16 protein-coding genes are annotated in these 20,507 nt (G+C 70.0%); 4 read left to right on the top strand and 12 right to left on the bottom strand.

Features of this window, described 5'->3' with window-relative positions:
* Positions 1-2 precede the first annotated feature (2 nt).
* Complete coding sequence (locus ACLFOB_RS00235; RefSeq protein WP_410916116.1) at positions 3-3,395, top strand: efflux RND transporter permease subunit; 3,393 nt, start codon at positions 3-5, stop codon at positions 3,393-3,395.
* Between the two features lie 130 nt (positions 3,396-3,525).
* On the opposite strand, the gene ACLFOB_RS00240 is transcribed toward ACLFOB_RS00235, so the two are convergent.
* Positions 3,526-4,320 (bottom strand): protein-disulfide reductase DsbD domain-containing protein, encoded by a 795-nt coding sequence (locus tag ACLFOB_RS00240; RefSeq protein WP_410924243.1) that lies wholly within the window; start codon positions 4,318-4,320, stop codon positions 3,526-3,528.
* 137 nt (positions 4,321-4,457) lie between these two features.
* Here ACLFOB_RS00240 and ACLFOB_RS00245 point away from each other — a divergent pair, with 137 nt between their 5' ends.
* Positions 4,458-5,024: a YqgE/AlgH family protein gene (locus ACLFOB_RS00245; protein ID WP_410924244.1), complete on the top strand. Its 567-nt coding sequence runs from the start codon at positions 4,458-4,460 to the stop codon at positions 5,022-5,024.
* Between the two features lie 422 nt (positions 5,025-5,446).
* Here the strand turns inward: ACLFOB_RS00245 and ACLFOB_RS00250 are convergent, their stop codons facing one another.
* The 11 genes from ACLFOB_RS00250 to purC form a co-directional block, all read right to left on the bottom strand.
* The gene (locus tag ACLFOB_RS00250) at positions 5,447-6,808 is read right to left on the bottom strand and encodes a cytochrome P450 (protein WP_410924246.1); all 1,362 of its coding nucleotides are present in this window, start codon (positions 6,806-6,808) and stop codon (positions 5,447-5,449) included.
* On the bottom strand, positions 6,805-8,016 hold the full coding sequence (locus tag ACLFOB_RS00255; RefSeq protein ID WP_410924248.1) for a hypothetical protein: 1,212 nt from the start codon (positions 8,014-8,016) through the stop codon (positions 6,805-6,807). Before ACLFOB_RS00255 ends, ACLFOB_RS00250 begins: the two co-directional genes overlap by 4 nt.
* A gap of 177 nt (positions 8,017-8,193) precedes the next feature.
* A complete protein-coding gene (locus ACLFOB_RS00260; RefSeq protein WP_410916121.1) occupies positions 8,194-8,943 on the bottom strand; it encodes a cytochrome c biogenesis CcdA family protein in 750 nt (249 codons plus the stop codon).
* A 95-nt stretch (positions 8,944-9,038) separates the two neighbouring features.
* On the bottom strand, positions 9,039-11,744 hold the full coding sequence (locus tag ACLFOB_RS00265; RefSeq protein ID WP_410924250.1) for an Rne/Rng family ribonuclease: 2,706 nt from the start codon (positions 11,742-11,744) through the stop codon (positions 9,039-9,041).
* 482 nt (positions 11,745-12,226) lie between these two features.
* Positions 12,227-13,561 (bottom strand): sigma-54-dependent transcriptional regulator, encoded by a 1,335-nt coding sequence (locus ACLFOB_RS00270; RefSeq protein WP_410918439.1) that lies wholly within the window; start codon positions 13,559-13,561, stop codon positions 12,227-12,229.
* Positions 13,562-13,567: 6 nt separating this feature from the next.
* The gene (locus ACLFOB_RS00275; protein WP_410924251.1) at positions 13,568-15,331 is read right to left on the bottom strand and encodes an ATP-binding protein; all 1,764 of its coding nucleotides are present in this window, start codon (positions 15,329-15,331) and stop codon (positions 13,568-13,570) included.
* 36 nt (positions 15,332-15,367) lie between these two features.
* On the bottom strand, positions 15,368-16,036 hold the full coding sequence (gene purQ, locus ACLFOB_RS00280; protein WP_410916617.1) for a phosphoribosylformylglycinamidine synthase subunit PurQ: 669 nt from the start codon (positions 16,034-16,036) through the stop codon (positions 15,368-15,370).
* 52 nt (positions 16,037-16,088) lie between these two features.
* Positions 16,089-16,760 (bottom strand): uracil-DNA glycosylase family protein, encoded by a 672-nt coding sequence (locus ACLFOB_RS00285; RefSeq protein ID WP_410916616.1) that lies wholly within the window; start codon positions 16,758-16,760, stop codon positions 16,089-16,091.
* A gap of 31 nt (positions 16,761-16,791) precedes the next feature.
* The gene (locus tag ACLFOB_RS00290; RefSeq protein ID WP_410924253.1) at positions 16,792-17,835 is read right to left on the bottom strand and encodes an alcohol dehydrogenase catalytic domain-containing protein; all 1,044 of its coding nucleotides are present in this window, start codon (positions 17,833-17,835) and stop codon (positions 16,792-16,794) included.
* Positions 17,835-18,065: a phosphoribosylformylglycinamidine synthase subunit PurS gene (purS, locus tag ACLFOB_RS00295; RefSeq protein ID WP_410916613.1), complete on the bottom strand. Its 231-nt coding sequence runs from the start codon at positions 18,063-18,065 to the stop codon at positions 17,835-17,837. Before purS ends, ACLFOB_RS00290 begins: the two co-directional genes overlap by 1 nt.
* Positions 18,066-18,129: 64 nt before the next feature.
* Positions 18,130-18,891 carry a phosphoribosylaminoimidazolesuccinocarboxamide synthase gene (purC, locus tag ACLFOB_RS00300; protein ID WP_410916611.1) on the bottom strand — a complete coding sequence of 254 codons (762 nt, stop codon included), beginning with the start codon at positions 18,889-18,891 and terminating at the stop codon, positions 18,130-18,132.
* 191 nt (positions 18,892-19,082) lie between these two features.
* Between purC and ACLFOB_RS00305 the strand changes: the two genes are divergently transcribed.
* Both ACLFOB_RS00305 and bmt read left to right on the top strand, forming a co-directional pair.
* Positions 19,083-19,397, top strand: a complete 315-nt coding sequence (locus tag ACLFOB_RS00305; RefSeq protein ID WP_410916610.1) for a DUF1476 domain-containing protein — start codon at positions 19,083-19,085, stop codon at positions 19,395-19,397.
* 93 nt (positions 19,398-19,490) lie between these two features.
* Positions 19,491-20,504, top strand: coding sequence for a betaine--homocysteine S-methyltransferase (gene bmt, locus ACLFOB_RS00310; protein WP_410924254.1), 1,014 nt, complete (start codon positions 19,491-19,493; stop codon positions 20,502-20,504).
* Positions 20,505-20,507: the final 3 nt, after the last annotated feature.

Here is a 20,507-nt window from a genome sequence, read left to right on the forward strand (position 1 = left end):
GCATGGCGCGCGAGATCCCCGCCCGCGCGGGCGGCATCCTGTCCTACTTCACGCGGCATCCGACGCTTGCCAACCTGCTTCTGGTGCTCATGCTGGTGGCGGGCCTCGTGTCCTTTCCCAACATGCGCGCGCAGTTCTTTCCCGACGTGGTGGTGGACGACATCACCGTCTCCGTCGCCTGGCGGGGCGCGGGCGCCGAGGACGTGGACTCGGCCATCGTGCAGGTGCTGCAGCCCGCGTTGCTGGCGGTCGAGGGGGTGGAGGGCACCGACTCGACCTCGCGGGAGGGGCGGGCGAGCCTGCGCATCGACTTCGAACCCGGCTGGGACATGGGGCGCGCGGCGGCGGACGTGCAGACCGCGGTGGACCAGATCGCCACGCTACCGGAGGAGGCCGAAGAGCCGCAGGTGCGCCGCGGCGCCTGGCGCGACCGGGTGACGGATGTTGTCGTCACCGGGCCAGTGGGCGTCGAGCAGCTGGCGCGATATGCCGACGAATTCGTCGCGCGGCTCTTCCAGCAGGGGGTGACGCGTACGACGATCCAGGGCCTTGCCGCGCCGGAGACGGTGGTCGAGGTGCCCTCTGCCGCGCTGATCGCGCACGACCTGAGCATGCAGGAGATCGCCGCCGCCATCGCCGCCGAAGTCGATGCCGAGCCCGCAGGCGACGTCTCCGGCGCGACCACGCGGGTGCGCACGGGAGTCGAGAAACGCGGCGCCGACGAGATTGCGGCCATCGTCCTGCGCTCGACGCCCACCGGCGGCACGCTCACCGTCGGAGAGGTCGCCACCGTCCGGGTGGGCGGCCCGGACCGGGAGCGTAGTTATTTCGTGGGGGAGAATCCGGCGATCTCGGTCCGCGTGGACCGGTCGGACCGCGGCGATGCCATCGGCATCCAGCAGACGGTCGAAGAGGTGGCGGCAGAGCTTCAGGCCACGCTGCCCGAGGGCGTGAGCGTCGACCTGATCCGCACGCGGGCGGACTACATCACCGGCAGGCTCGACATCCTGATCGAAAACGGGCTGATGGGCTTGGGCCTTGTCGTGCTGCTGCTGTTCCTGTTTCTCAACGCGCGCACGGCCTTCTGGGTGGCCGCCGGCATTCCCACGGCGATGTTCGCGGCCATCGCGGTGATGTATGCCGCGGGCCTGACCATCAACATGATCTCGCTCTTCGCGCTGATCATCACGCTGGGCATCGTGGTGGACGACGCCATCGTGGTGGGCGAGCACGCCGATCACCGCTATCGCCACCTGGGCGAGCCGCCGGTCGTTGCGGCCGAAAACGCGGCGCGGCGCATGGCGATGCCTGTCTTTGCGGCCACGCTGACCACGGTGATCGCCTTCTTCGCGCTCGTCGCGGTGGGCGGGCGCTTCGGCGACCTGATCGCCGACATCCCCTTTACCGTGATCGCGGTGCTGCTGGCCAGCCTCGTCGAATGCTTCCTGATCCTGCCCAACCACATGAGCCATGCGCTCAAGGCCGCGGACCGCGAACACTGGTACGACTGGCCCTCTCGGCAGGTGAACCGCGGCTTCGTGCAGGTGCGCGACCGGCTCTTCCGGCCTGCCATGCGGGGCGTCGTGCGCGCGCGCTACGTCGTGCTCGCGGGGGCCGTCGCCGTGCTGGCGAGCCAGGTGGCGCTGCTGATCTCGGGCGAGGTGTCCTGGCGATTCTTCAACGCGCCCGAGCAGAGTTCCGTCACCGGCAACTTCGCCATGGCCGCCGGAGCCACCCGCGAGGACAGCCTCGAGCAGATGGCCGCGATGCAGCGCGCGGTCGAGGAGCTGGCGGCGGACTACGAGGCGGAGCACGGCCTGAACCCGGTGCTCTACGTGCTCGCCGAGGTCGGCGGCAATGCCGGCTGGGGCATGGCGGGGACCGACACCAAGGAACCCTATCAGCTTGGCGGCATCTCCATCGAGTTGATCGACGCCGACCTGCGGCCCTATTCGGCCTTCGCCTTCGTGGGCGAGCTGCAGGACCGCGTCGTGCAGCACCCGATGGCCGAGACGGTCAGCTTCCGCGGCTGGCGCTCGGGGCCCGGGGGCGATGCGCTGGACGTGCAGTTCTACGGCGCCGAGGCGGAGACGCTTAAGGCCGCGGCGGAGGATCTCAAGACGGCGGTCGCGCGCTTTGCGGAGGTCTCCGGCGTCGAGGACACGCTGGCCTACGACAAGGAGGAGCTGATCCTGGAGCTCACGCCGCAGGGGCAGGCGCTTGGCTTCACGCCCGACGAACTGGGGCGCGTGCTGCGCCATCGCCTGGGCGGGATCGAGGCCGCGACCTATCCCGCCGGCCCGCGCAGCGCGACGATCCGGGTGGAACTGCCCGAGGGCGAACTGACGGCGGATTTCCTGGAGCGCACGCAGATGCGCACGCCTGCGGGCGAATACGTTCCGCTGGCCGACATCGTCTCGGTCGAGCGGCAGATCGGGTTTTCCACCGTGCGGCGCGAGAACGGTCTGCGCGTTGTATCGGTCACCGGCGATATCGACATGGACGATGCCGCGCGCGCAGCCGAGATCACGACCGCGCTGGAGGAAGAGATCCTGCCGGCCATCGCGGCCGAGCGGCAGGTGGACTGGCGCCTTGCCGGTCTCAGCGAACAGGAGGACGCGTTCCTCTCGGACGCGCTGACGGGGCTCCTGCTGTGCCTCGTGGGCATCTACCTCGCGCTGGCCTGGATCTTCGGCAGCTGGACGCGGCCCCTGGTCGTGATGGCGGTGATTCCCTTCGGTCTTGTCGGCGCGGTTTGGGGTCATCACCTGTGGGAGGTGCCGCTGTCGATGTTCTCGGTCGTCGGGCTTCTGGGCATGACCGGCATCATCATCAACGATTCCATCGTGCTGGTGACGACGATCGACGAGAAGGCGCGCAGCCGCGGCCTGCGGCCCGCCATCGTGGACGGCGCGGCGGACCGGCTGCGGCCCGTGATGCTGACCACCGCGACAACGGTGCTGGGGCTGATGCCGCTGCTCTACGAGGGGTCGAGCCAGGCGGAGTTCCTCAAGCCCACGGTGATCACGCTGGTCTACGGGCTGGGCTTCGGGATGCTGCTGGTGTTGCTGGTGGTGCCCGCGCTGGTGGCGATGCAGGAGGATGCGGGCCGGCAGGTGCAGGCGTTTCGCCGCGGGCTGCGGTTTCGCCGGCGCCGGCTGCGGCTTGGTCTGGCGCTCGGGTTTGCCGCGAGCCTCGGCTGGCTCGTGGCGACGCTGGGCTGGACGGCGGCGACCGGCGCGCTGCCATCTGCGCTGAGCCTGCAGGGACTTGGGGATCTGTCGCCCCTTGTCGCGGCGCTGACGGTCTATCTTGGCGGGATCGCCGTGCTGGCGACGACCGTCTATCTGGCCGCTGCCGTGGCGGCGCGGCGGACCGCGCGCCGCGCGGCATGAGAGGCAAGAAAGCGCGTTGCAACGCGCTTGCAAGCGGTTTGGAAACCGCTTGGCGCGCTCCATGCCAAGGGAAGCGAATCGATGACGCGCGGCGTCAAGCGCGTTGCAACGCGCTTTCCCGAGGCACGGGTCACTTCGCGGAACACCCCCGGATATCGATCGCCGTGCCCGAGCCCAGCAGCGTGATCCGCAGCGCGCCGCGGTCGAGGGCGAAGTCGCCGCCCTCCATGTGTTCCAGAACGCTGGTCGCCGTCAGGCGGTCCGGAGAGATGCGGGCGATGTCCGGTTCGGACACCCAGATTTCCGGATCGCCCGCCTCGATCACCGCCGCGCCCGTGCGTCCGGCGCGCGGCATCTCGATCTCCGCTGTCAGGCGCAGGCCGCGTGCGCCTGGCACGATGGTGCAGGCGACCCGGCGCACGCCCGCCTCCGCCGCGCTGAGGGGACGCGCGGCCAGTGCCGCGGCGATCGCCGGATCGGGCCGGGATGCGTCCTCCGGTAACACCTCTGCCACGCCCAGCGAGGTCGGGACGCAGATATCCTCGCAGACGCCCAGTTCCACCCGGGCATCGAGGCGGATCGGGGCGCCTTCGCGCAGGGGACGGACGTGCAGCGGCAGCACCACCTCGCCCTCGTAGACGATCGAGCGCATCCCGTTCTGGTCGAAGATCTGCGGCATGGGCCAGGCGATCTCGACCGCGCGCAGGTTTTCCGACCCGCTCCAGTCGAAGCGCGGGGGGATGCCTGCGTCGCCCGGGGCGCGCCAGTAGGTCTTCCACCCCGGCGCCAGTGTCAGCCGCAGCCCGGCCATGTGCGTGCCGTCGTCGAGGCGCCAGCCGGGCAGGATCTCGCCCGCGATCACGTCGAGCGCGCGGGCGGGCAGGGGAAGGGCAAGCGCGGCGCAGGAAAACGCGGCAAGGAGCATCTGTCGCACTGTCATGGCCCCGACATCGCGCAGCGCGCACAGTTTGCCAAGTCGCGCCGCCTCACGTTGCGGCGAGCGCGCGGCCTTGAACCCGTCCCGTGCCGGGGTCATGTTGAACGGCAGACCGGAGAGGCCGCATGTCCGAGACCACCCCGCTGACCGGAAAGCTGCTGATCGCGATGCCCGCGATGGGCGACCCGCGCTTCGCGCGCAGCGTCGTCTTTCTCTGCGCGCATTCCGAGGAAGGGGCGATGGGCCTGATCCTGAACAAGCCCACCGACGACATCACCCTTGCCGACCTTTTCGAGCAGCTCTCGATCGAGGCCGGGCCGCAGGCGCGGCGCATGAAGGTGCATTTCGGCGGTCCGGTCGAGACCGGGCGCGGCTTCGTGCTGCACGGGCCCGACTATGCCTCTGACCGCTCGACCCTGCATGTCGATGCGAACTTCGGCATGACCGCGACGCTCGACATCCTCGAGGAGCTTGCGCGCGGCAAGGGACCTCAGAAGGCGCTGATGGCGCTGGGCTATGCCGGCTGGGGGCCCGGGCAGCTCGAGGCCGAACTCGCGGAAAATGCCTGGCTCACCACGGAGGCGACGCCCGAGCTGGTCTTTGCCGCCGACGACGGTGGCAAGTGGCAGGCGGCACTTGGCACGCTGGGCATCGACGCGCTCATGCTGTCGGGCAGCGGCGGGCGCGCCTGAGGGCCTTCGGGGCGTTGCCGGCGGGCACGGGACTGTCCGGATCGCGGGGGTTGTGCGCCCGGGCAGGCGCGGACGGTCCCCTTCCGGCGGCACCGGGCGGGACTGTGCCGCAGCGGATCCAGCGCGAGACGTGCAGCCGGATATGCCTGCCCGGCAAGACAGGGCGCCGGCCGGCGGCATCGCTTCGGTCGGCAGCGGGCCTGTCGGCGCGCAGAGCGGTGCAAGCGCCTCCTCCTCTCGCGGGCTTGCCGCTTCGCGTCTGGACGCAAGGGAATCCGGATCGTCGCGCAGCAGCCCTGAAGGGCAGGCGCCATGCCGTTGCTGTCCGTGTTGCACGACCGTGGATCACGCCAGTTGCCATGCGGCCGACAGGAGGCGTGCCCTCGACCGTCGCTGCGCCTGACGGCTCCGTCGGCAGCGATTCAGCGTCCGGCAACTTTCAGCCAGATACCCTCGCGTGAGCGCACGGTCAGATGCGCCACCGGCACCGGTGGCGGGCGCGTGCCCGGCGCGACCTGCAGGTCACGCAGCAGCCGCGCCAGCAGCAGCACGCCCTCGACCATCGCGAAGCCGGCGCCGGTGCAGACCCGGGGACCGGCCGAGAAGGGCATGTAGGCCTCGCGCGCGCAGCTGCGGCCGTTCTCCGTCTCCCACCGGGCAGGATCGAAGCCGTCGGGGTTGTCCCAGAGCCGGGTGTGCCGGTGCTGATGCCAGGGCGAGAGCACGATCTGCGCGCCGCGGGGCAGGTCGCGGTCGCGGAACCGCTCTGCCTGCGTTGCCTCGCGCACCATCATGGGCACCGGCGGGTAGAGGCGGAGCGCCTCGCGGAAGACGTCGCGCGTCACGCGCAGGCGCGAGACGGCGGCGAAATCGGCCGGTGCGTCGCGCGGCAGATTGGCGCGCGCCTCCTCTGCCACGCGGTCCTGCCAGTCGGGAAAGATCGCCATCAGGTAGAGCGTCCAGGCGAGCGCCGAGGCCGAGGTCTCGTGCCCGGCGAGGAAGAAGATCGCCACCTGGTCAACCATCTCTTCCGTGGTGAAGGTCTCTCCGGTCACCGGGTCGCGGGTCGTCATGATCTTGGTGGCCAGGTCGTCGGGCGCCGCGCCGGCCTCGATCGCGCGCATCCGCTCTGCCGTCAGTTCGGTGATCAGCGCCCGGATCGCGCGGGCCGAGGCGCGGGTGCGCCGGCGGTGCCCGCGCGGCAGCCAGCGCGGCAGGGGCACGAAGGCGGCGGCGTTCAGGATCGGCTGGGTGCGCTGGTAGGCGCGGAATTCGTGGAAGACCTCCCGCGCGATGCGGTGTTCTATGGGGATCGAGAACAGCGTGCGAAAGATCACGTCGGCGGCGGCGTGGCTGGTCTGTTCCTCGATCTCCACCTCCTCGCCCGCTTGCGCGGCGAGGCGGGCCGCCGCGGCCTCTGCCGCGTCGCGCATCGCCGGGAAGGTGTCCTTGAGCCGCCCGCCCTCGAAGGCCGGGTCGATGATCCGGCGCTGCCGCTTCCAGGCCTCGCCGTTGGTCACGAAGACCGACTCGCCCAGCAGCGGGCGCAGCCCTTCCGAGATGCGGTCCGACTTGGGGAAGTCGTCGGGCCGCTCCTTGAGGACGCAGCGCACGAGGTCGGGCTGGTTGACGAGGTAGGACCGGAAGAAGGGGGTGCGGAACTCCGCCATCCAGGCGCGGTAGAGCCGTTCGGGCTGCGCCGACAGGATGTCCTGCCGGAAGAGCCGCAGGTAGCGCCAGAGCGAGACGCGCTCGGCGCGCGCAGGCGGCTTGGGCGGGATCATGCGGCGCGGCTGGTGTATTTCGACAGCGGCCGCTCGATGCGCGAGCGCGAGGGCGCGCGCCCGGCAAAGCGCGCGGCCAGGGTGCGGGGGCCGGCCGTGACGCGGAAGTAGTCGTAGTCGCCGGGCCGGTCGAAGGCGCAGAGATACTGGAAATGCAGCCGGAAGAAGCGCCAGCGCAGCGCGCGCCAGCGCTCCGGGCTCAGCGTCTGCGTGAAAGCGGCCGAGATCACCAGCGGCCAGCGCTTGGCCGGCCCCGCCACGCCCGATACGGCGACCGGATCGCAGAGCGCAAAGGCGCAGCCGTCGCCGGGGGCGGTCACGTCGACCCAGGTGAGCGCATCGCTTTCGGACAGGAAGGCCAGGTCGGCGCGCAGCCGCTGCGCCCGTGGCAGGAAGGACATCATCGGCACGACCTGCCCCAGCGAGAGGAACCCCAGCGCCGGACCGTCGGCGGGCACGCGGCCCGTGCGGACCAGGTCGGCCAGCACCGAGACGGCCAGATGCGCACCCGAGGAATGGCCGACCACCAGCACCTCGTCCCAGTCCTCGGCCAGCGCCTCGGCGATACGGTCCGTGAACTCGGCCAGCCGGCGTTCCAGCGCGGGCGGGTTCGCGCCCCGCCAGTGCGCCGAGAACGCGTAGTCGTGCATCAGGTAATGGGCATAGACGCGACCGTCCTGCCGCTTGAACCATGCAAGGATCGGCCAGACGACGGCGAGGCCCGCCCAGGCGGCCAGAGGGTGGACGAGCCGCGCAAGCAGGCTGCCGAGCGCCCAGGCCGCGAGGAGGGCAAGGCCGAGTTGCCCCAGCAGCATCGCGACCGGGTAGAAGGCCGCGATGACCGGCCCCTTGCGCAGCCGCATCAGCCGCCAGAGCGCGCCGGTGGCGCCGTAGATCCACGCCGTGCGCACGAGCTGGCCGTAGGTCGCCGGCACCCCCTGCGCCATGCTGCCGCGCACGATGTCCGACCAGACGAGCACCTCGAATTCGGCGTGCACCTCCGCGCCGTCGATCCGCGCGTCGACGCCCCAGCCGGCGCCGCGCCGCGCCTCGCGCGGGGCGAGGGCGATCTCGTGGCCTGAGAGCGCCGCCTGTTCGGCCGCCTCGCGGCGGTAGAGCTCGCGGTAGCGCCGCGGCGGAAAGGGGTCGTAGCCGGGAATGTAGAACACCCGGCGCCGCGCCACCTGTCTGTCCGTGCTTCCGCCCATGCCCTTGGCCTCTTGCGTGGCGAAAAGCCTAGCGTGGTAATCGGGCGAGAGTAAGGCTTGCCGCGCGCGTCGCCCGTGCGGCAGCGGAGGGCGGCGCGGCAAGCCTGCGCCGCGGTAAGCCGCTTGCAAGCGGCTTCCGCCGCCAGGGGATGGCAGATGCCGGGATCGGGGCGCGGCTCAGCCGAGCGCCGCGAGGGCCGGAAACGTCTCGAGCAGCCAGAAGGAGAAGGCCGAGAAGCCCCCCGTCAGCATCAGCAGCCCGATGGTCCAGAGCAGCAGGCCCATCGCCGTCTCGATCCGGTCCATGTGCCGCTTCATCCAGCCCATCAGACCGCCCAGCCGCGGCAGGAAGGCCGCAACCAGCAGGAAGGGCACGCCAAGCCCCACCGCGTAGACGCCCAGAAGGGTGGTGCCGCGCGCCATGTCGGCCTCGGTCGCGGCCAGCGAGAGGATCGCGCCCAGCTGCGGGCCGATGCAGGGCGTCCAGCCGAAGGCGAAGGCAAGGCCCAGCACATAGGCGCCGAAGGCGCTGCCGCTGCGGTCGCCCGCGTCGAGCCGTGCCTCGCGGTCGAGAAACCCGATCCTGTAGAGACCCACGAAATGCGCGCCAAAGCCCATCACGATCAGGCCTGCGATCGTGTTGAACCAGCCCTGATAGGCCAGAAAGGCCCGTCCCGCCGCCGACGCCGCGAAGCCCAGGAACAGGAACACCGTCGACAGGCCCAGAACGAAGAAGAAGGCAGGCAGAAGCGCGCGCGACCGCCCCCGCTCCTCCGACAACTCGCCCAGCGAGACACCGGACATGTAGGCGAGATAGGGCGGCACGATCGGCAGAACGCAGGGCGACAGGAACGAGATCACGCCGGCCAGCAGCGCCACGGTCATTGCGGGGATCAGCCCCGCGTCGATGATCTCGATCCCGAACATGATTCCCGCTTAGCGCCCTTCTCCGGTCGCGTCACGCGGCGCGCGCTCACATCTTCGCGCGCCGCGTTGCCGGTCCGGCGTGCCGCGCCCGCGCCTCAGCGCGGACCCAGCATCCACCAGCCGCGTTTCTTCGGCTTGTCGTCGGGCCTCTCCTCGCCTTCGGAGGCGCCGACGGGTTCGGGAACCTTGTCCGGAGTGTCCGTTCCGGTCTTCGGGGCCGGCCTTTCGCTCTTGCGCGCAGGGGCTGCTTCGGAGCGGGGCGCGGTCTCTTCGCTCTCTGCCTCCACAACCTCTGCCTCCACGACGGGCGCTTCTGCCTCCGCCGAGGCTGGGGGGGCCGCATCGGCCGGCTCCGCGGCCGCATCGGACGCGGCTTCCGCCGGTCCGGCCTCTTGCGATTCGGCGTCCCGCGGCGGCTGTGCCCCCGTCGTCGCAGGGGCCTCGCTCGCGGCAGCTGCATCCGGCGCGGCCTCGGCCGGCTTCGGCGGGCTCTTCTTCGAGCTTCCGCCGCGCTTTCGGCTGCGCGCGGGCTTCGCGGCTGGGGCCTCCGCCTGCGTCGCGGCCTCTTCCGCAGCAGGCTCGGCGTGCGCCGGTTCCGACTCGGCCGCGGGTGTCTCCGCGTCCCGATCCGGCGCATCGGCCTCCAGAGGTTCGCCCGCCTCGGCCGGACTTTGCGCCCCGGCAGCTTCCGACAGCGATTCGTCGCGTTGATCGTCTCCGCCCGAGGGCTTCTTGCGGCGGCGGCGGCGGCGCTTCTTCTTCGGCCTGGGCTCTCCCTCGCCGTCGGCCTGTGCGGGCGCCGGCGGCGCCTCTGTCGCGTCCGGTTCGGGCGCGGCCTCCTCTTCGTCTTCCGCCGTGGCGGCGGAGACGCTGAGCGAGACGACGGGCACCGCGGGCTCGGGCACCGCGCGTGTCGCCTGCTTGAACTTCTCCAGCACAAAGTCGGGGCTGACCAGCATCGGGTCGCCCTCGACCCGCACGGCCAGGCCATAGCGCGCCTCGATCACCGCGATGTGCTCGCGCTTCTGGTTCATCAGGTAGTTGGCGATGGCCACCGGCGCCTTGACCAGCACCTCGCCCGAGCGGCCGCGCACCCCCTCTTCCTCGATCTGGCGCAGGATGGCGAGCGCAAGGTTGTCGTCCGAGCGGATAAGGCCCGTGCCGTGGCAGGCCGCGCAGGGCTGGGTCGTGGCCTCGATCATGCCGGGGCGCAGGCGCTGGCGGCTCATCTCCAGCAGGCCGAAGCCCGAGATGCGGCCCACCTGGATGCGCGCGCGGTCGGTCTTGAGCTTGTCCTTGAGCTTCTTCTCGACGGCGGTGTTGTTCTTGCGCTCGTCCATGTCGATGAAATCGATCACGATCAGCCCGGCAAGGTCGCGCAGCCGCAGCTGGCGCGCGATCTCTTCGGCGGCCTCGAGGTTGGTCTTGAGGGCTGTTTCCTCGATCGAGCCTTCCTTGGTCGCGCGGCCCGAGTTCACGTCGATCGCCACCAGCGCCTCGGTCACGCCGATCACGATGTAACCGCCGGACTTGAGCTGCACCGTCGGGTTGAACATCGAGCCCAGGTAGCTTTCGACCTGGAAGCGCGCGAAGAGCGGAAGCGTGTCCTGGTAATGCTTCACGTTCTTGGCGTGGGACGGCATGATCATCTTCATGAAGTCCTTGGCATTGCGGTAGCCCGCCTCGCCCTCGACCAGGACTTCGTCGATCTCGCGGTTGTAGAGGTCGCGGATCGAGCGCTTGATCAGGTCGCCCTCCTCGTAGATCTTCGCGGGCGCGATCGACTTCAGGGTCAGTTCGCGGATCTGCTCCCACAGCCGCTGCAGATATTCGTAGTCGCGCTTGATCTCGGCCTTGGTGCGGTTGGCGCCGGCCGTGCGGATGATGAGGCCCGCACCGCGCGGCACGTCGAGTTCGCCCGCGATCTCCTTGAGCTTCTTGCGGTCGGCGGCGTTGGTGATCTTGCGGCTGATGCCGCCGCCGCGCGCGGTGTTGGGCATCAGCACGCAGTAGCGGCCGGCGAGCGAGAGATAGGTTGTCAGCGCGGCGCCCTTGTTGCCGCGCTCTTCCTTGACGACCTGGACCAGCATGATCTGCCGGACCTTGATCACCTCCTGGATCTTGTACTTGCGCGGCCGCGGCTTGCGCGGCGGGCGGATGTCCTCCTGGTCGTCGATCTCGGAGACCGCCTCGATGGTCTCGTCCCGCTCGGCGGCGTGGTCGGCGGCGACGAAGGGCTGTTCCTCGTCGTCCTCGCTGCCTGACGTGTTGCCGTTTTCCTCGGGTTCCTCGACGGGGGTGTCGCCCACGCGCTCCATCGGAGAGACGCCTTCGTCCTCGTCGCCAAGGTCGATGGTCTCCATCCCCTCGATGGTAGCGGTCGTCGTCTCCGCCCTGGCCACCGCGTCGTCGCTTTCCGTCTTCGCGGCTTTGGACCGGCTGCGCGAGCGGGTCGAGCGGCGGGGCTTCTTCGGCTCCTCCTCGTCCTCGTCGCGGGCGCGCTGCGCTTCGGCATAGGCGCGCTCTTCCTCCATCAGCGCCTCGCGGTCGGCGACGGGGATCTGGTAGTAGTCCGGATGGATTTCCGAGAAGGCGAGAAAGCCGTGGCGGTTGCCGCCATAGTCGACGAAGGCCGCCTGCAGCGACGGCTCCACGCGCGTGACCTTTGCGAGATAGATGTTGCCGGCTAGCTGACGCTTGTTGACCGACTCGAAATCGAATTCCTCGACCTTGTTTCCGTCCACCACCACGACGCGGGTTTCTTCCGCGTGGGTGGCGTCGATGAGCATTTTCTTTGCCATGTCGTCCGTTTGCACGGGGACCGCCGGCGCGCGCCTGTCTCGCGCTGCGCCGGGCGCCCGTGACTTGTCTGTGCGATTGCTGTGGTGCGGCAGAGCGCGGGATTTCCCGGTGACCTGTCGTCTCGATCAAGTCCTCTGCGCGTCATCGCGGTTTCACTCCGACACCCCCTTTCGGGAGCATCCGCTGGGGGCCCTCCGCGGGTGCGGTCCGGGCAATCTTGCCGGCACGAGGCCGGGACGGTCTGTTCCGGATCGTCGGGCCGGCAGGGCCGGGAGCGTCTGAAACAGAGAAACTTAGGGGCGAAGCCGGCCGTGGCGGCCGGACGCCTGCAGGGCACCATAAAGGCAGCCGCACGGCGAATACAATGGCAAAATCGTTAACATGACAAGAAGCGCGGCGCAGTCCGCTCATCAGCGCTGGCGCGCCTCTTCGCAGCGATGACGCCCGAGAGGGCGGAAGAGCGGCCCGTGACGCGCGTGCCTCACAGGTAGTCGGCGCGCTGCAGGCCATATTTCGCCATCTTCTCGTTCAGCGTGCGGCGCGGCAGCGACAACTCGTCCATCACCGCCGCGATCGAGCCCTTGTGCCGGCGCATGGTGTTGTCGAGCAGCATCCGCTCGAAGGCCTCGACGTATTCCTTCAGCGGCTTGCCCTCGGTCGTCATCACCGGGCGCATCTCGTCGTGGTCGTTCATCAGCAGCGATGCGATCGAGCCCTGTCCGCGGCGCGCCTGCAGCACCGCCCGTTCGGCCAGGTTGATCAGCTGGCGCACGTTGCCGGGCCATGGCGCCTGCAGGAGCTGTGCGGCCTCCTGCGCGCTGACGTTCGGTGTCTCGCAGCCGTATTCCTCCGCGAACTGCTCGGTCAGGCGGGCGAACAGCGTCAGGATGTCCTCGCCACGCGCCCGAAGCGGCGGCACCACGATCCGGAGCGCGGCGAGACGGTAGTACAGATCGGGGCGCAGCATCGTCTCGCAGGTCTTGCCCTCGTCCTGCAGGTTCGAAATCGCGACGATCCGCGTCTCGGGCGGCGTGCCCTCGTCGTTGATGACCGACAGCAGCCGCGCCTGGCCGGTCTCCGACAGCGTCTCGATGTCCTCCAGTACCAGTGTCCCGCCGCGCGCCTCCTCGATCGCCGGCAGGCGGCTGTCGTCGGGCTGGACCGGGCCGAACAGCCGCCGCATCAGCGCGCTTTCCTCGAAGGCGCCGCAGGACACCAGCACGAAGCGTCGGCCGGCGCGGCTGCCCACCGCGTGCAGCGCGTGGGCCACCAGCGTCTTGCCGGTGCCGGTCTCGCCCTCGATCAGCACGTGCCCGTCGGCCTGACCCAGGTCCAGGATATCCTCGCGCAGCCTCTCCATCGCCGGGCTGGAGCCCATCAGCTTGTTCATGATCTGCCCGCCCTCGGCCAGTTCCCGGCGCAGCGCGCGGGTATCCAGCGTCAGGCGCCGGGCATTCGACGCGCGCTTGGCAAGTTCCGTCATCCGGTCCGGGTTGAACGGCTTTTCCAGGAAGTCGAAGGCGCCCAGGCGCATCGCCTCGACCGCCATCGGCACGTCGCCATGCCCGGTGATCATGATGACCGGCAGCGCGCTGTCCATCCCCATCAGCTTGCGCAGGAACTGCATCCCGTCCAGCCCGGGCATCCGGATGTCGGTGATCACGATGCCGGGATAGTCGGGACCCACCGCCTTCAGCGCCTCCTCGGCGCAGGGGAAGGCCTCCGTGTCGAAGCCCGACAGCGCCAGCCACTGGCTGATCGACTGACGCATGTCGCGCTCGTCGTCCACGATGGCGATCTTCATTGCCTTGGCCATGAATGGCTACTCCGCTGCTCTTGTCTCTTCGGCGAGGACGGGCAACTGCATCTCGAAGACCGCGCCCCCGCCCGTGGCGTTGCGCGCGGTCAGCCGCCCGCCCAGGTCCGTAACGATGCCGGACGAGATGGCAAGGCCCAGGCCCACGCCCTCGCCCGGCTGCTTCGTGGTGTAGAAGGGTTCGAAGAGCGCATCGAGGTCCTCGATCCCGTCGCCGTTGTCGCGCACGGTCAGCACCGCCGTCTCGCCGCGGGCAAGGATGATGTCGATCTCGGGGCTGGCCACGCTCTTGACGGCGTCGAAGGCGTTGCGGATCAGGTTCACCATCACCTGTTCGATCCGAACCCGGTCGCCCATCACCGTGACGGGTCCTTCGGGCAGGACCCGGTTGATCCGCACCTGCCGTTCCCGCAGCTGCGGCTCCATCATCGACAGCGCAGAGGTCAGCGCCTCGGCAAGATCGACGGGCGCGAGCTGCTCCGCCCCCTTGCTCGCGTAGGACTTGAGCTGCCGCGTGATCGCGCCCATCCGCTCGATCAGCCCGTCGATGCGGTGAAAGGCGGTCAACGCCTCGTCGGGCCTGTTGCGCTGCAACAGCAGGCGCGCGCCGGCCAGATAGGTCTTCATCGCCGCGAGCGGCTGATTCAGCTCGTGGCTGACGGCGGCCGACATCTCGCCCAGCACGGCGAGCTTGGAGCTTTGGGCAAGGCTCTGCTCGGCCACGGCCAGCGTCTGCTGCATGCGCTCGCGCTCGGCGATCTCGCGCTGCAGGCGGGCGTTCAGGTCGCGCAGCTCGGCCGATTCGCGCTGGAAAAGCGCCATGCGCACCGCGGTCTTGCGGTTCAGAAGATAGAAGGCCCCCGCCAGAAGGATCGCGAAGCCCATGATCTCCAGCGCCAGGACCGCGTTCACCTGGTCGCGGACGCTGGCATATGTGGTGAAGCTGGCCATGCGCCACCCGCGGAACGGAATGCGCGTCTCCATCCGCATCACCGCTTGTCCTTCCAGGTAGGCGTCGGCAGGGATCGTCGCCCAGTCCACCGCCTCCTGAAGGGCGCGTGCGATGGCGGTCATCGGCGGCTCTCGCTCCAGCGCCCCGGCTTCGGTCAGGCCACGCCAGCGGGGTTCCGTGGACAGGATGATCGTTCCTTCGCTGTCGGTGACCAGCACCGCATCCGAGATCCCTGCCCAGGCCCGCTCGAACTTGGCGAGGTCCACTTCCACCACGATCACGCCAAGCGCGCCGGACAGCCCGTCGATCCGACGCGAATAGGTGAAGCGGTAGCCGCCCTCTTCGCGCGGGAGCGAGGTGAAGACCGTGCCGGAGGAGCGGAGCGCCTCGACGAAGTAGGGCTCCGACCGATGGGTGGAGCCCAGCCGGTTGCGATTGGTCGCCGCTACCGCGCGCGCCTCCCGGTCGAGCAGCATCAGCGAGGCTGCGCCGATTTCGTCCACGAAGCCCATCAGGCGCTGGGTGGACTGGGAATAATCGGACGAGTTCAGCGCCGCGATCAGCGCCGGGTCGCGCGCCAGAAGCTGCGGCACGATGGCGTTGCGTCGAAGTTCGGAGACGAGGTTGCCGGAATAGAGCGCCAGCCGCACCTCGGCACGGTTGCGGGTGGTCTCCGTGAAGCGCTCGGTGAGAAACGCGTTGGTGAACCAGACGATCGCGACCGCAAGGCCGACCAGCGCAACCAGCGCCAGCCGAACAGGCCACCCGGGCGGTGCGCTGCGCCGCCGCTCCGTCCGTGTGATCACGAGATCCCGCATGGCAGGAGGATAAGGCCCACCCGCGGACGGCTCAAGTCAGGCAATCGCCAGCGCGCCCACGAGCGAGCGGAAGAGCGCTACACCGTCCGTGCCGCCATGCACCGGGTCCACCGCACGCTCGGGGTGTGGCATCAGGCCCAGCACGCGCCGGTTCTCCGACAGGATGCCCGCGATGTCGCGGGCCGATCCGTTGGGGTTGTTCGCATAGGTGAAGGCCACGCGCCCCTCGCCTTCGAGCCGGTCAAGCTCTTCCTCCGTGGCGGTGTAGTTGCCGTCGTGGTGGGCGATGGGAAAGACCACCTCCTGACCCTCGGAATAGCCGGCCGTGAAGTCCGAGCCGGTGCTGCGCACCATCAGCGTCTCGGGCCGGCAGAGGAAGGTGAGGCCCGCGTTTCGCATCAGCACGCCCGGCAGCAGCCGCATCTCGGTCAGCACCTGGAACCCGTTGCAGATGCCAAGGACATGCCCGCCGCGCGCCGCGTGGTCCGCAACCGCGCGGCAGACCGGCGATTGCGCCGCGATCGCCCCGCAGCGCAGGTAGTCGCCATAGGAAAAGCCGCCCGGCACGGCGACGAGGTCCGTCCGATCGGGCAGCGCGGTTTCCTTGTGCCAGACCATCTCGACCTGCGCGCCCGCCGCGCGCAGCGCCACCGCCAGGTCGCGGTCGCAGTTGGAGCCGGGAAAGACGAGAACGGCGGCGCGCATGATAGGGTCTCCGGTCTGTTGAGGCATGCCGGGGGACCGGTTGCCGCAGTCGTCAGATAAGACGATCCGTAGTCTTTCGCCAGTCCTCTCCGAACAGTCGTGCCAGTGCTGGTTCGCTCTTTCGCCGGCCCACAATAGCAAACCGCGAGAGATGCGGCAGCCGGATCAACCGGAGATCCGCGCCCTCCCAAACACCAGCGGTGACGTCTCCCCACTCCACGCGCTCCTCGCGGGCCAGCCGAAGACCGAGTTCGCCCGCGAGGGTGTCGCCAGCGGTGCGGCCCAGAACGATCACGAGACGCGGGCGCGCACTGTCAAGAATGTCCCGCCACAGCGCCACGCCAAAGCGCGTCGCCCCGGACTTGTCGCGCAGCGCCGACCAACTCGGCGAGCGAAACGGTATCAGGTTGCCCGCAAGAACATGCTCCGGTTGCACCCCAAGTGCATCGAAGAGCGCGCTTACTTGCTGCTGCAGCGGACTCTTTCCCGCCGGATCGTTCGACCAGCTCTCGGTCAAGTAGGCGCTGCCGGAGGGCATCGCGAACTCTGCATGCCCAGGCGGCGCATGATCGCCGCCGGGGTTCAGTCCGACGAAGGCCACCTCCGCCCCGTCCAGCACCGCCTCGGGACTGTAGAGCAGGCGCCAGCCCAGCCGGTCGCCGCGTGCCGCATACTCGGCCTCGATCCTTGCGCGAAGACTGTCCCGGTCCAGACGGCGTGCCATGATCGAATGCTAGACCGGAGTGTCGCGCAGGTCACCCCGCGAAATCGGTCACCACCGCGACCCCCGGCGGCGCTGGCGCGTCGAAGGCGGCGAGTTCCTCCGTGACCTGCGAGAGCCCGATCCGCCGCGTGACCAGCGGCGAGAGGTCTACCCGCCCCGCGGCGATCAGGTCCAGCAGCGGCGGATAACGCCAGGCCGGCATCCCGCGCGTGCCGTAGACGGCGAGCTGGCCGGAATAGACCGTGTCCCAGGGCAGGGTCATCGCCGCGTGATCGCCCGCGGGCATCCCCACCTGCACCATGCGGCCCAGCTTGCGCAGCGATTTCAGTGCCGTGGCCGTCGTCTCCGCCACGCCCAGCGCCTCGACGGCCACATGCGCGCCGCCTCCGGTCAGGTCGCGCACCGCCTGCGCCGCGTCGCCTTTGGCCGCGTTCACCACCGCGTCGGCCCCGAGGCTTCGGGCGAAGGCAAGCTTCTCCTCGACCACGTCCACCACGACCACCCGCGCCCCCAGCGCCCGGCCGAGGATCAGCGCGGCCACCCCCACCCCGCCGCCGCCGATCACGGCAAGCCATTCGCCCGCCGCCAGCGCCGCGCGCCCCGTCAGCGCATGCCAGGCCGTCGTCACCCGGCAGCCCAGCGCCGCGGCAAGCTCGGGCGCCACCGCCTCCGGCAGGCGCGTCAGGTTGGCGTCGGCGTGGGGCACCGCGACGAGTTCCGCGAAGGCCCCCGGCGCGGTGAACCCCGGCAGCACCTGCCGCGCGCAGATCGTCTGGTGGCCCGCCGCGCAGTCCGGGCAGGCGCCGCAGGCAAGGATGAAGGGCGCGATCACCCGGTCGCCCTCGCGCCAGCGGCTGACGCCCGTGCCCACGGCCACCACCTCGCCGCAGAACTCGTGGCCGGGGATATGCGGCAGCGACACGTCAGGGTCCGCGCCGGTCCAGACGTGCCAGTCGGAGCGGCAGACGCCGCAGGCCAGCACGCGCAGCACCACGCCGCCGGCCGCGGGCGCGGGATCGGACGCCGCGATCAGCTCCAGCGGCGCGCGCCAGGCCGTCAGCCGGGCGGCCCGCATCAGGCCAGCTCGATCTCGTAGCGTTCGATCACGGTGTTGGCGAGCAGCGCCTCGCACATGCGCTCGACCTCGTCGCGGCCCATGCCCTCGGCCAGGTCGAGCTCGATCACCTTGCCCTGGCGCACCCCCGCGACGCCGGCGAACCCGAGCGCGCCCAGCGCATGGCGCACCGCCTCGCCCTGCGGGTCCAGAACGCCGTCCTTCAGCATCACCGTGACCCGTGCCTTCATCGCGCGTCCCGTCCTTTCAATGGTCCGAAAATACCCATGCCGCCGCTGCAGCCGGCGCCGCGCCTCAGTTGATGAGATGCGGCTTCGTCATACCGGTCGCGTTCTTGGGCATGACGCCCAGTCGCCGCGCCACCTCCGTATAGGCGTCGCTCAGGTTGCCCAGGTCGCGGCGGAAGACGTCCTTGTCCAGCCGCTGGCCGGTCTGCACGTCCCACAGCCGGCAGGAGTCGGGGCTGATCTCGTCGGCCACGATCAGGCGCTGGAAATCGCCGTCGTAGACCCGCCCGACCTCGATCTTGAAGTCGACCAGCCGGATGCCGACCGCCATCATCACGCCGGAGAGGAAGTCGTTGACGCGCAGGGCAAGGCTCACGACGTCGTCCATGTCCTGCTGGCTGGCCCAGCCGAAGGCGGCGATATGCTCTTCGGTCACCATCGGGTCGCCCAGCTTGTCGTCCTTGTAGTAGTATTCGACGATCGGGCGGGGCAGGGGCGTGCCCTCCTCGATGCCCAGGCGCTTGGCCATCGAGCCTGCGGCGAAATTGCGCACCACCACCTCGAGCGGGATGATCTCGCAGGCGCGCACGAGCTGCTCGCGCATGTTGAGGCGGCGGATGAAGTGGGTGGGCACGCCGATGTTGTTGAGCCCGGTCATGAAGAACTCGGACAGCCGGTTGTTCAGCACGCCCTTGCCGTCGATCACCTCGTGCTTCTCGGCGTTGAAGGCGGTCGCGTCGTCCTTGAAGTACTGCACCAGCGTGCCGGGCTCGGGGCCTTCGTACAGGATCTTGGCCTTGCCCTCGTAGATCTTCTTGCGCCGCGCCATCGGGACTCCATCGAAAAAAGCGCCGGAGACCCGCTCCGACGGCTTGCGCCGACATAAGCGATGCAGCCCCCTGCCGCAAGCGCGGCCGCCCCGTGCCAGGCCCGCTTCCCCTTGCGGCGCGCGGCCGGCGCGGGCATATCTGTGCACGACATGCGGGCCGGCCCCGCGCAGCCTTCCTGAGGGACCGAGCGATGAGCACCTTCGAAGACCGCGAGCACGCCTTCGAGGCGAAGTTCGCCCACGACGCCGAGATGCAGTTCAAGGCCGAGGCGCGGCGCAACAAGCTTCTGGGCCTCTGGGCCGCGGACAAGCTGGGCAAGACCGGCGATGACGCCCAGGCCTACGCGCGAGAAGTGGTCAAGGCCGACTTCGAGGAGGCCGGGCACGAGGACGTGGTGCGCAAGGTCGCGGGCGATCTTGGCAACCTGTCCAGCCCCGAGGAGATCCGCGCCAAGATGGCCGAGCTTCTGGCCGAGGCCAAGGGCCAGCTGTTGCAGGAGAACTGATCCGCCGGAGCGGCGCGGATCGCCTTTGTGCGGCGCGTCGTCGCGAGCGAATGGCGCCGTGTCGTCCCCGTTTCGGCGCCGGAGCGCATTTTCATGTCCGACCCTCTGACCCGCCTTCTGGATCAGCGCGAGTGGCTTCTGGCCGACGGCGCCACCGGCACCACGCTCTTCAACATGGGGCTGATGTCCGGCGACGCGCCGGAGCTCTGGAACGTCGATCACCCCGACCGGATCCGTGCCCTCTATCGCGGGGCGGTGAAGGCGGGCAGCGACCTGTTCCTCACGAACTCCTTCGGCGGCAACGCCTCGCGGCTCAAGCTGCACGCGGCGCAGGACCGGGTGTTCGAGCTCAACCGCGCCGCCGCCGAACTGGGCCGCGAGGTGGCCGATGCGGCGGGCCGTCCCGTCGTGGTGGCGGGCTCCGTCGGCCCCACGGGCGACATCATGGAACCGGTGGGCAGCCTGAGCCACGCCGAGGCGGTCGAGATGTTCCACGAGCAGGCAGAGGGGCTGAAGGCGGGTGGCGTGGATATCCTGTGGCTGGAGACGATCTCGGCGCCCGAGGAATACCGCGCGGCGGCAGAGGCCTTCGCGCGGGCAGCGATGCCGTGGTGTGGGACGATGAGCTTCGACACCGCCGGGCGCACGATGATGGGCGTCACCGCGCCGGCGATGGCGGAGCTGGTCGAGAGCCTGCCCAATCCGCCCATCGCCTTCGGCGCGAACTGCGGCACCGGCGCGGCCGACCTGTTGCGCACCGTGCTGGGTTTCGCCGAGGCGGGCCCGACGCGCCCGCTGATCGCCAAGGGCAACGCCGGCATCCCGAAATACGTGGACGGGCATATCCACTACGACGGGACGCCCGCCCTGATGGCCGATTATGCCGTGCTCGCGCGCGACGCGGGCGCGCGGATCATCGGCGGCTGCTGCGGCACCCAGCCCGAACACCTCAGGCGGATGCGCGAGGCGCTGGAGACCCGGCCAAAGGGGCCGCGCCCGACGCTCGAGCAGATCGTGGCGGCGCTGGGCGACTTTTCCTCCGTCTCCGACGGCACGGGCGCGGACGCGGGGACCGAGCGCCGCAGCCGCCGCCGGCGCCGCGGCTGACCC

It is taken from the genome of Rhodosalinus sp. (assembly GCF_046542825.1).
In the GTDB taxonomy this organism is placed as follows: Bacteria; Pseudomonadota; Alphaproteobacteria; order Rhodobacterales; family Rhodobacteraceae; genus Rhodosalinus.

Excerpts from the sequence above, each read along its gene's own strand:
- ACLFOB_RS00235 (WP_410916116.1), top strand. The coding sequence starts at position 3 with ATGGCGCGCGAGATCCCCGCCCGCGCGGGCGGCATCCTGTCCTACTTC.
- ACLFOB_RS00240 (WP_410924243.1), bottom strand. The coding sequence starts at position 4,320 with ATGCTCCTTGCCGCGTTTTCCTGCGCCGCGCTTGCCCTTCCCCTGCCC.
- ACLFOB_RS00245 (WP_410924244.1), top strand. The coding sequence starts at position 4,458 with ATGTCCGAGACCACCCCGCTGACCGGAAAGCTGCTGATCGCGATGCCC.
- ACLFOB_RS00250 (WP_410924246.1), bottom strand. The coding sequence starts at position 6,808 with ATGATCCCGCCCAAGCCGCCTGCGCGCGCCGAGCGCGTCTCGCTCTGG.
- ACLFOB_RS00255 (WP_410924248.1), bottom strand. The coding sequence starts at position 8,016 with ATGGGCGGAAGCACGGACAGACAGGTGGCGCGGCGCCGGGTGTTCTAC.
- ACLFOB_RS00260 (WP_410916121.1), bottom strand. The coding sequence starts at position 8,943 with ATGTTCGGGATCGAGATCATCGACGCGGGGCTGATCCCCGCAATGACC.
- ACLFOB_RS00265 (WP_410924250.1), bottom strand. The coding sequence starts at position 11,744 with ATGGCAAAGAAAATGCTCATCGACGCCACCCACGCGGAAGAAACCCGC.
- ACLFOB_RS00270 (WP_410918439.1), bottom strand. The coding sequence starts at position 13,561 with ATGGCCAAGGCAATGAAGATCGCCATCGTGGACGACGAGCGCGACATG.
- ACLFOB_RS00275 (WP_410924251.1), bottom strand. The coding sequence starts at position 15,331 with ATGCGGGATCTCGTGATCACACGGACGGAGCGGCGGCGCAGCGCACCG.
- purQ (WP_410916617.1), bottom strand. The coding sequence starts at position 16,036 with ATGCGCGCCGCCGTTCTCGTCTTTCCCGGCTCCAACTGCGACCGCGAC.
- ACLFOB_RS00285 (WP_410916616.1), bottom strand. The coding sequence starts at position 16,760 with ATGGCACGCCGTCTGGACCGGGACAGTCTTCGCGCAAGGATCGAGGCC.
- ACLFOB_RS00290 (WP_410924253.1), bottom strand. The coding sequence starts at position 17,835 with ATGCGGGCCGCCCGGCTGACGGCCTGGCGCGCGCCGCTGGAGCTGATC.
- purS (WP_410916613.1), bottom strand. The coding sequence starts at position 18,065 with ATGAAGGCACGGGTCACGGTGATGCTGAAGGACGGCGTTCTGGACCCG.
- purC (WP_410916611.1), bottom strand. The coding sequence starts at position 18,891 with ATGGCGCGGCGCAAGAAGATCTACGAGGGCAAGGCCAAGATCCTGTAC.
- ACLFOB_RS00305 (WP_410916610.1), top strand. The coding sequence starts at position 19,083 with ATGAGCACCTTCGAAGACCGCGAGCACGCCTTCGAGGCGAAGTTCGCC.
- bmt (WP_410924254.1), top strand. The coding sequence starts at position 19,491 with ATGTCCGACCCTCTGACCCGCCTTCTGGATCAGCGCGAGTGGCTTCTG.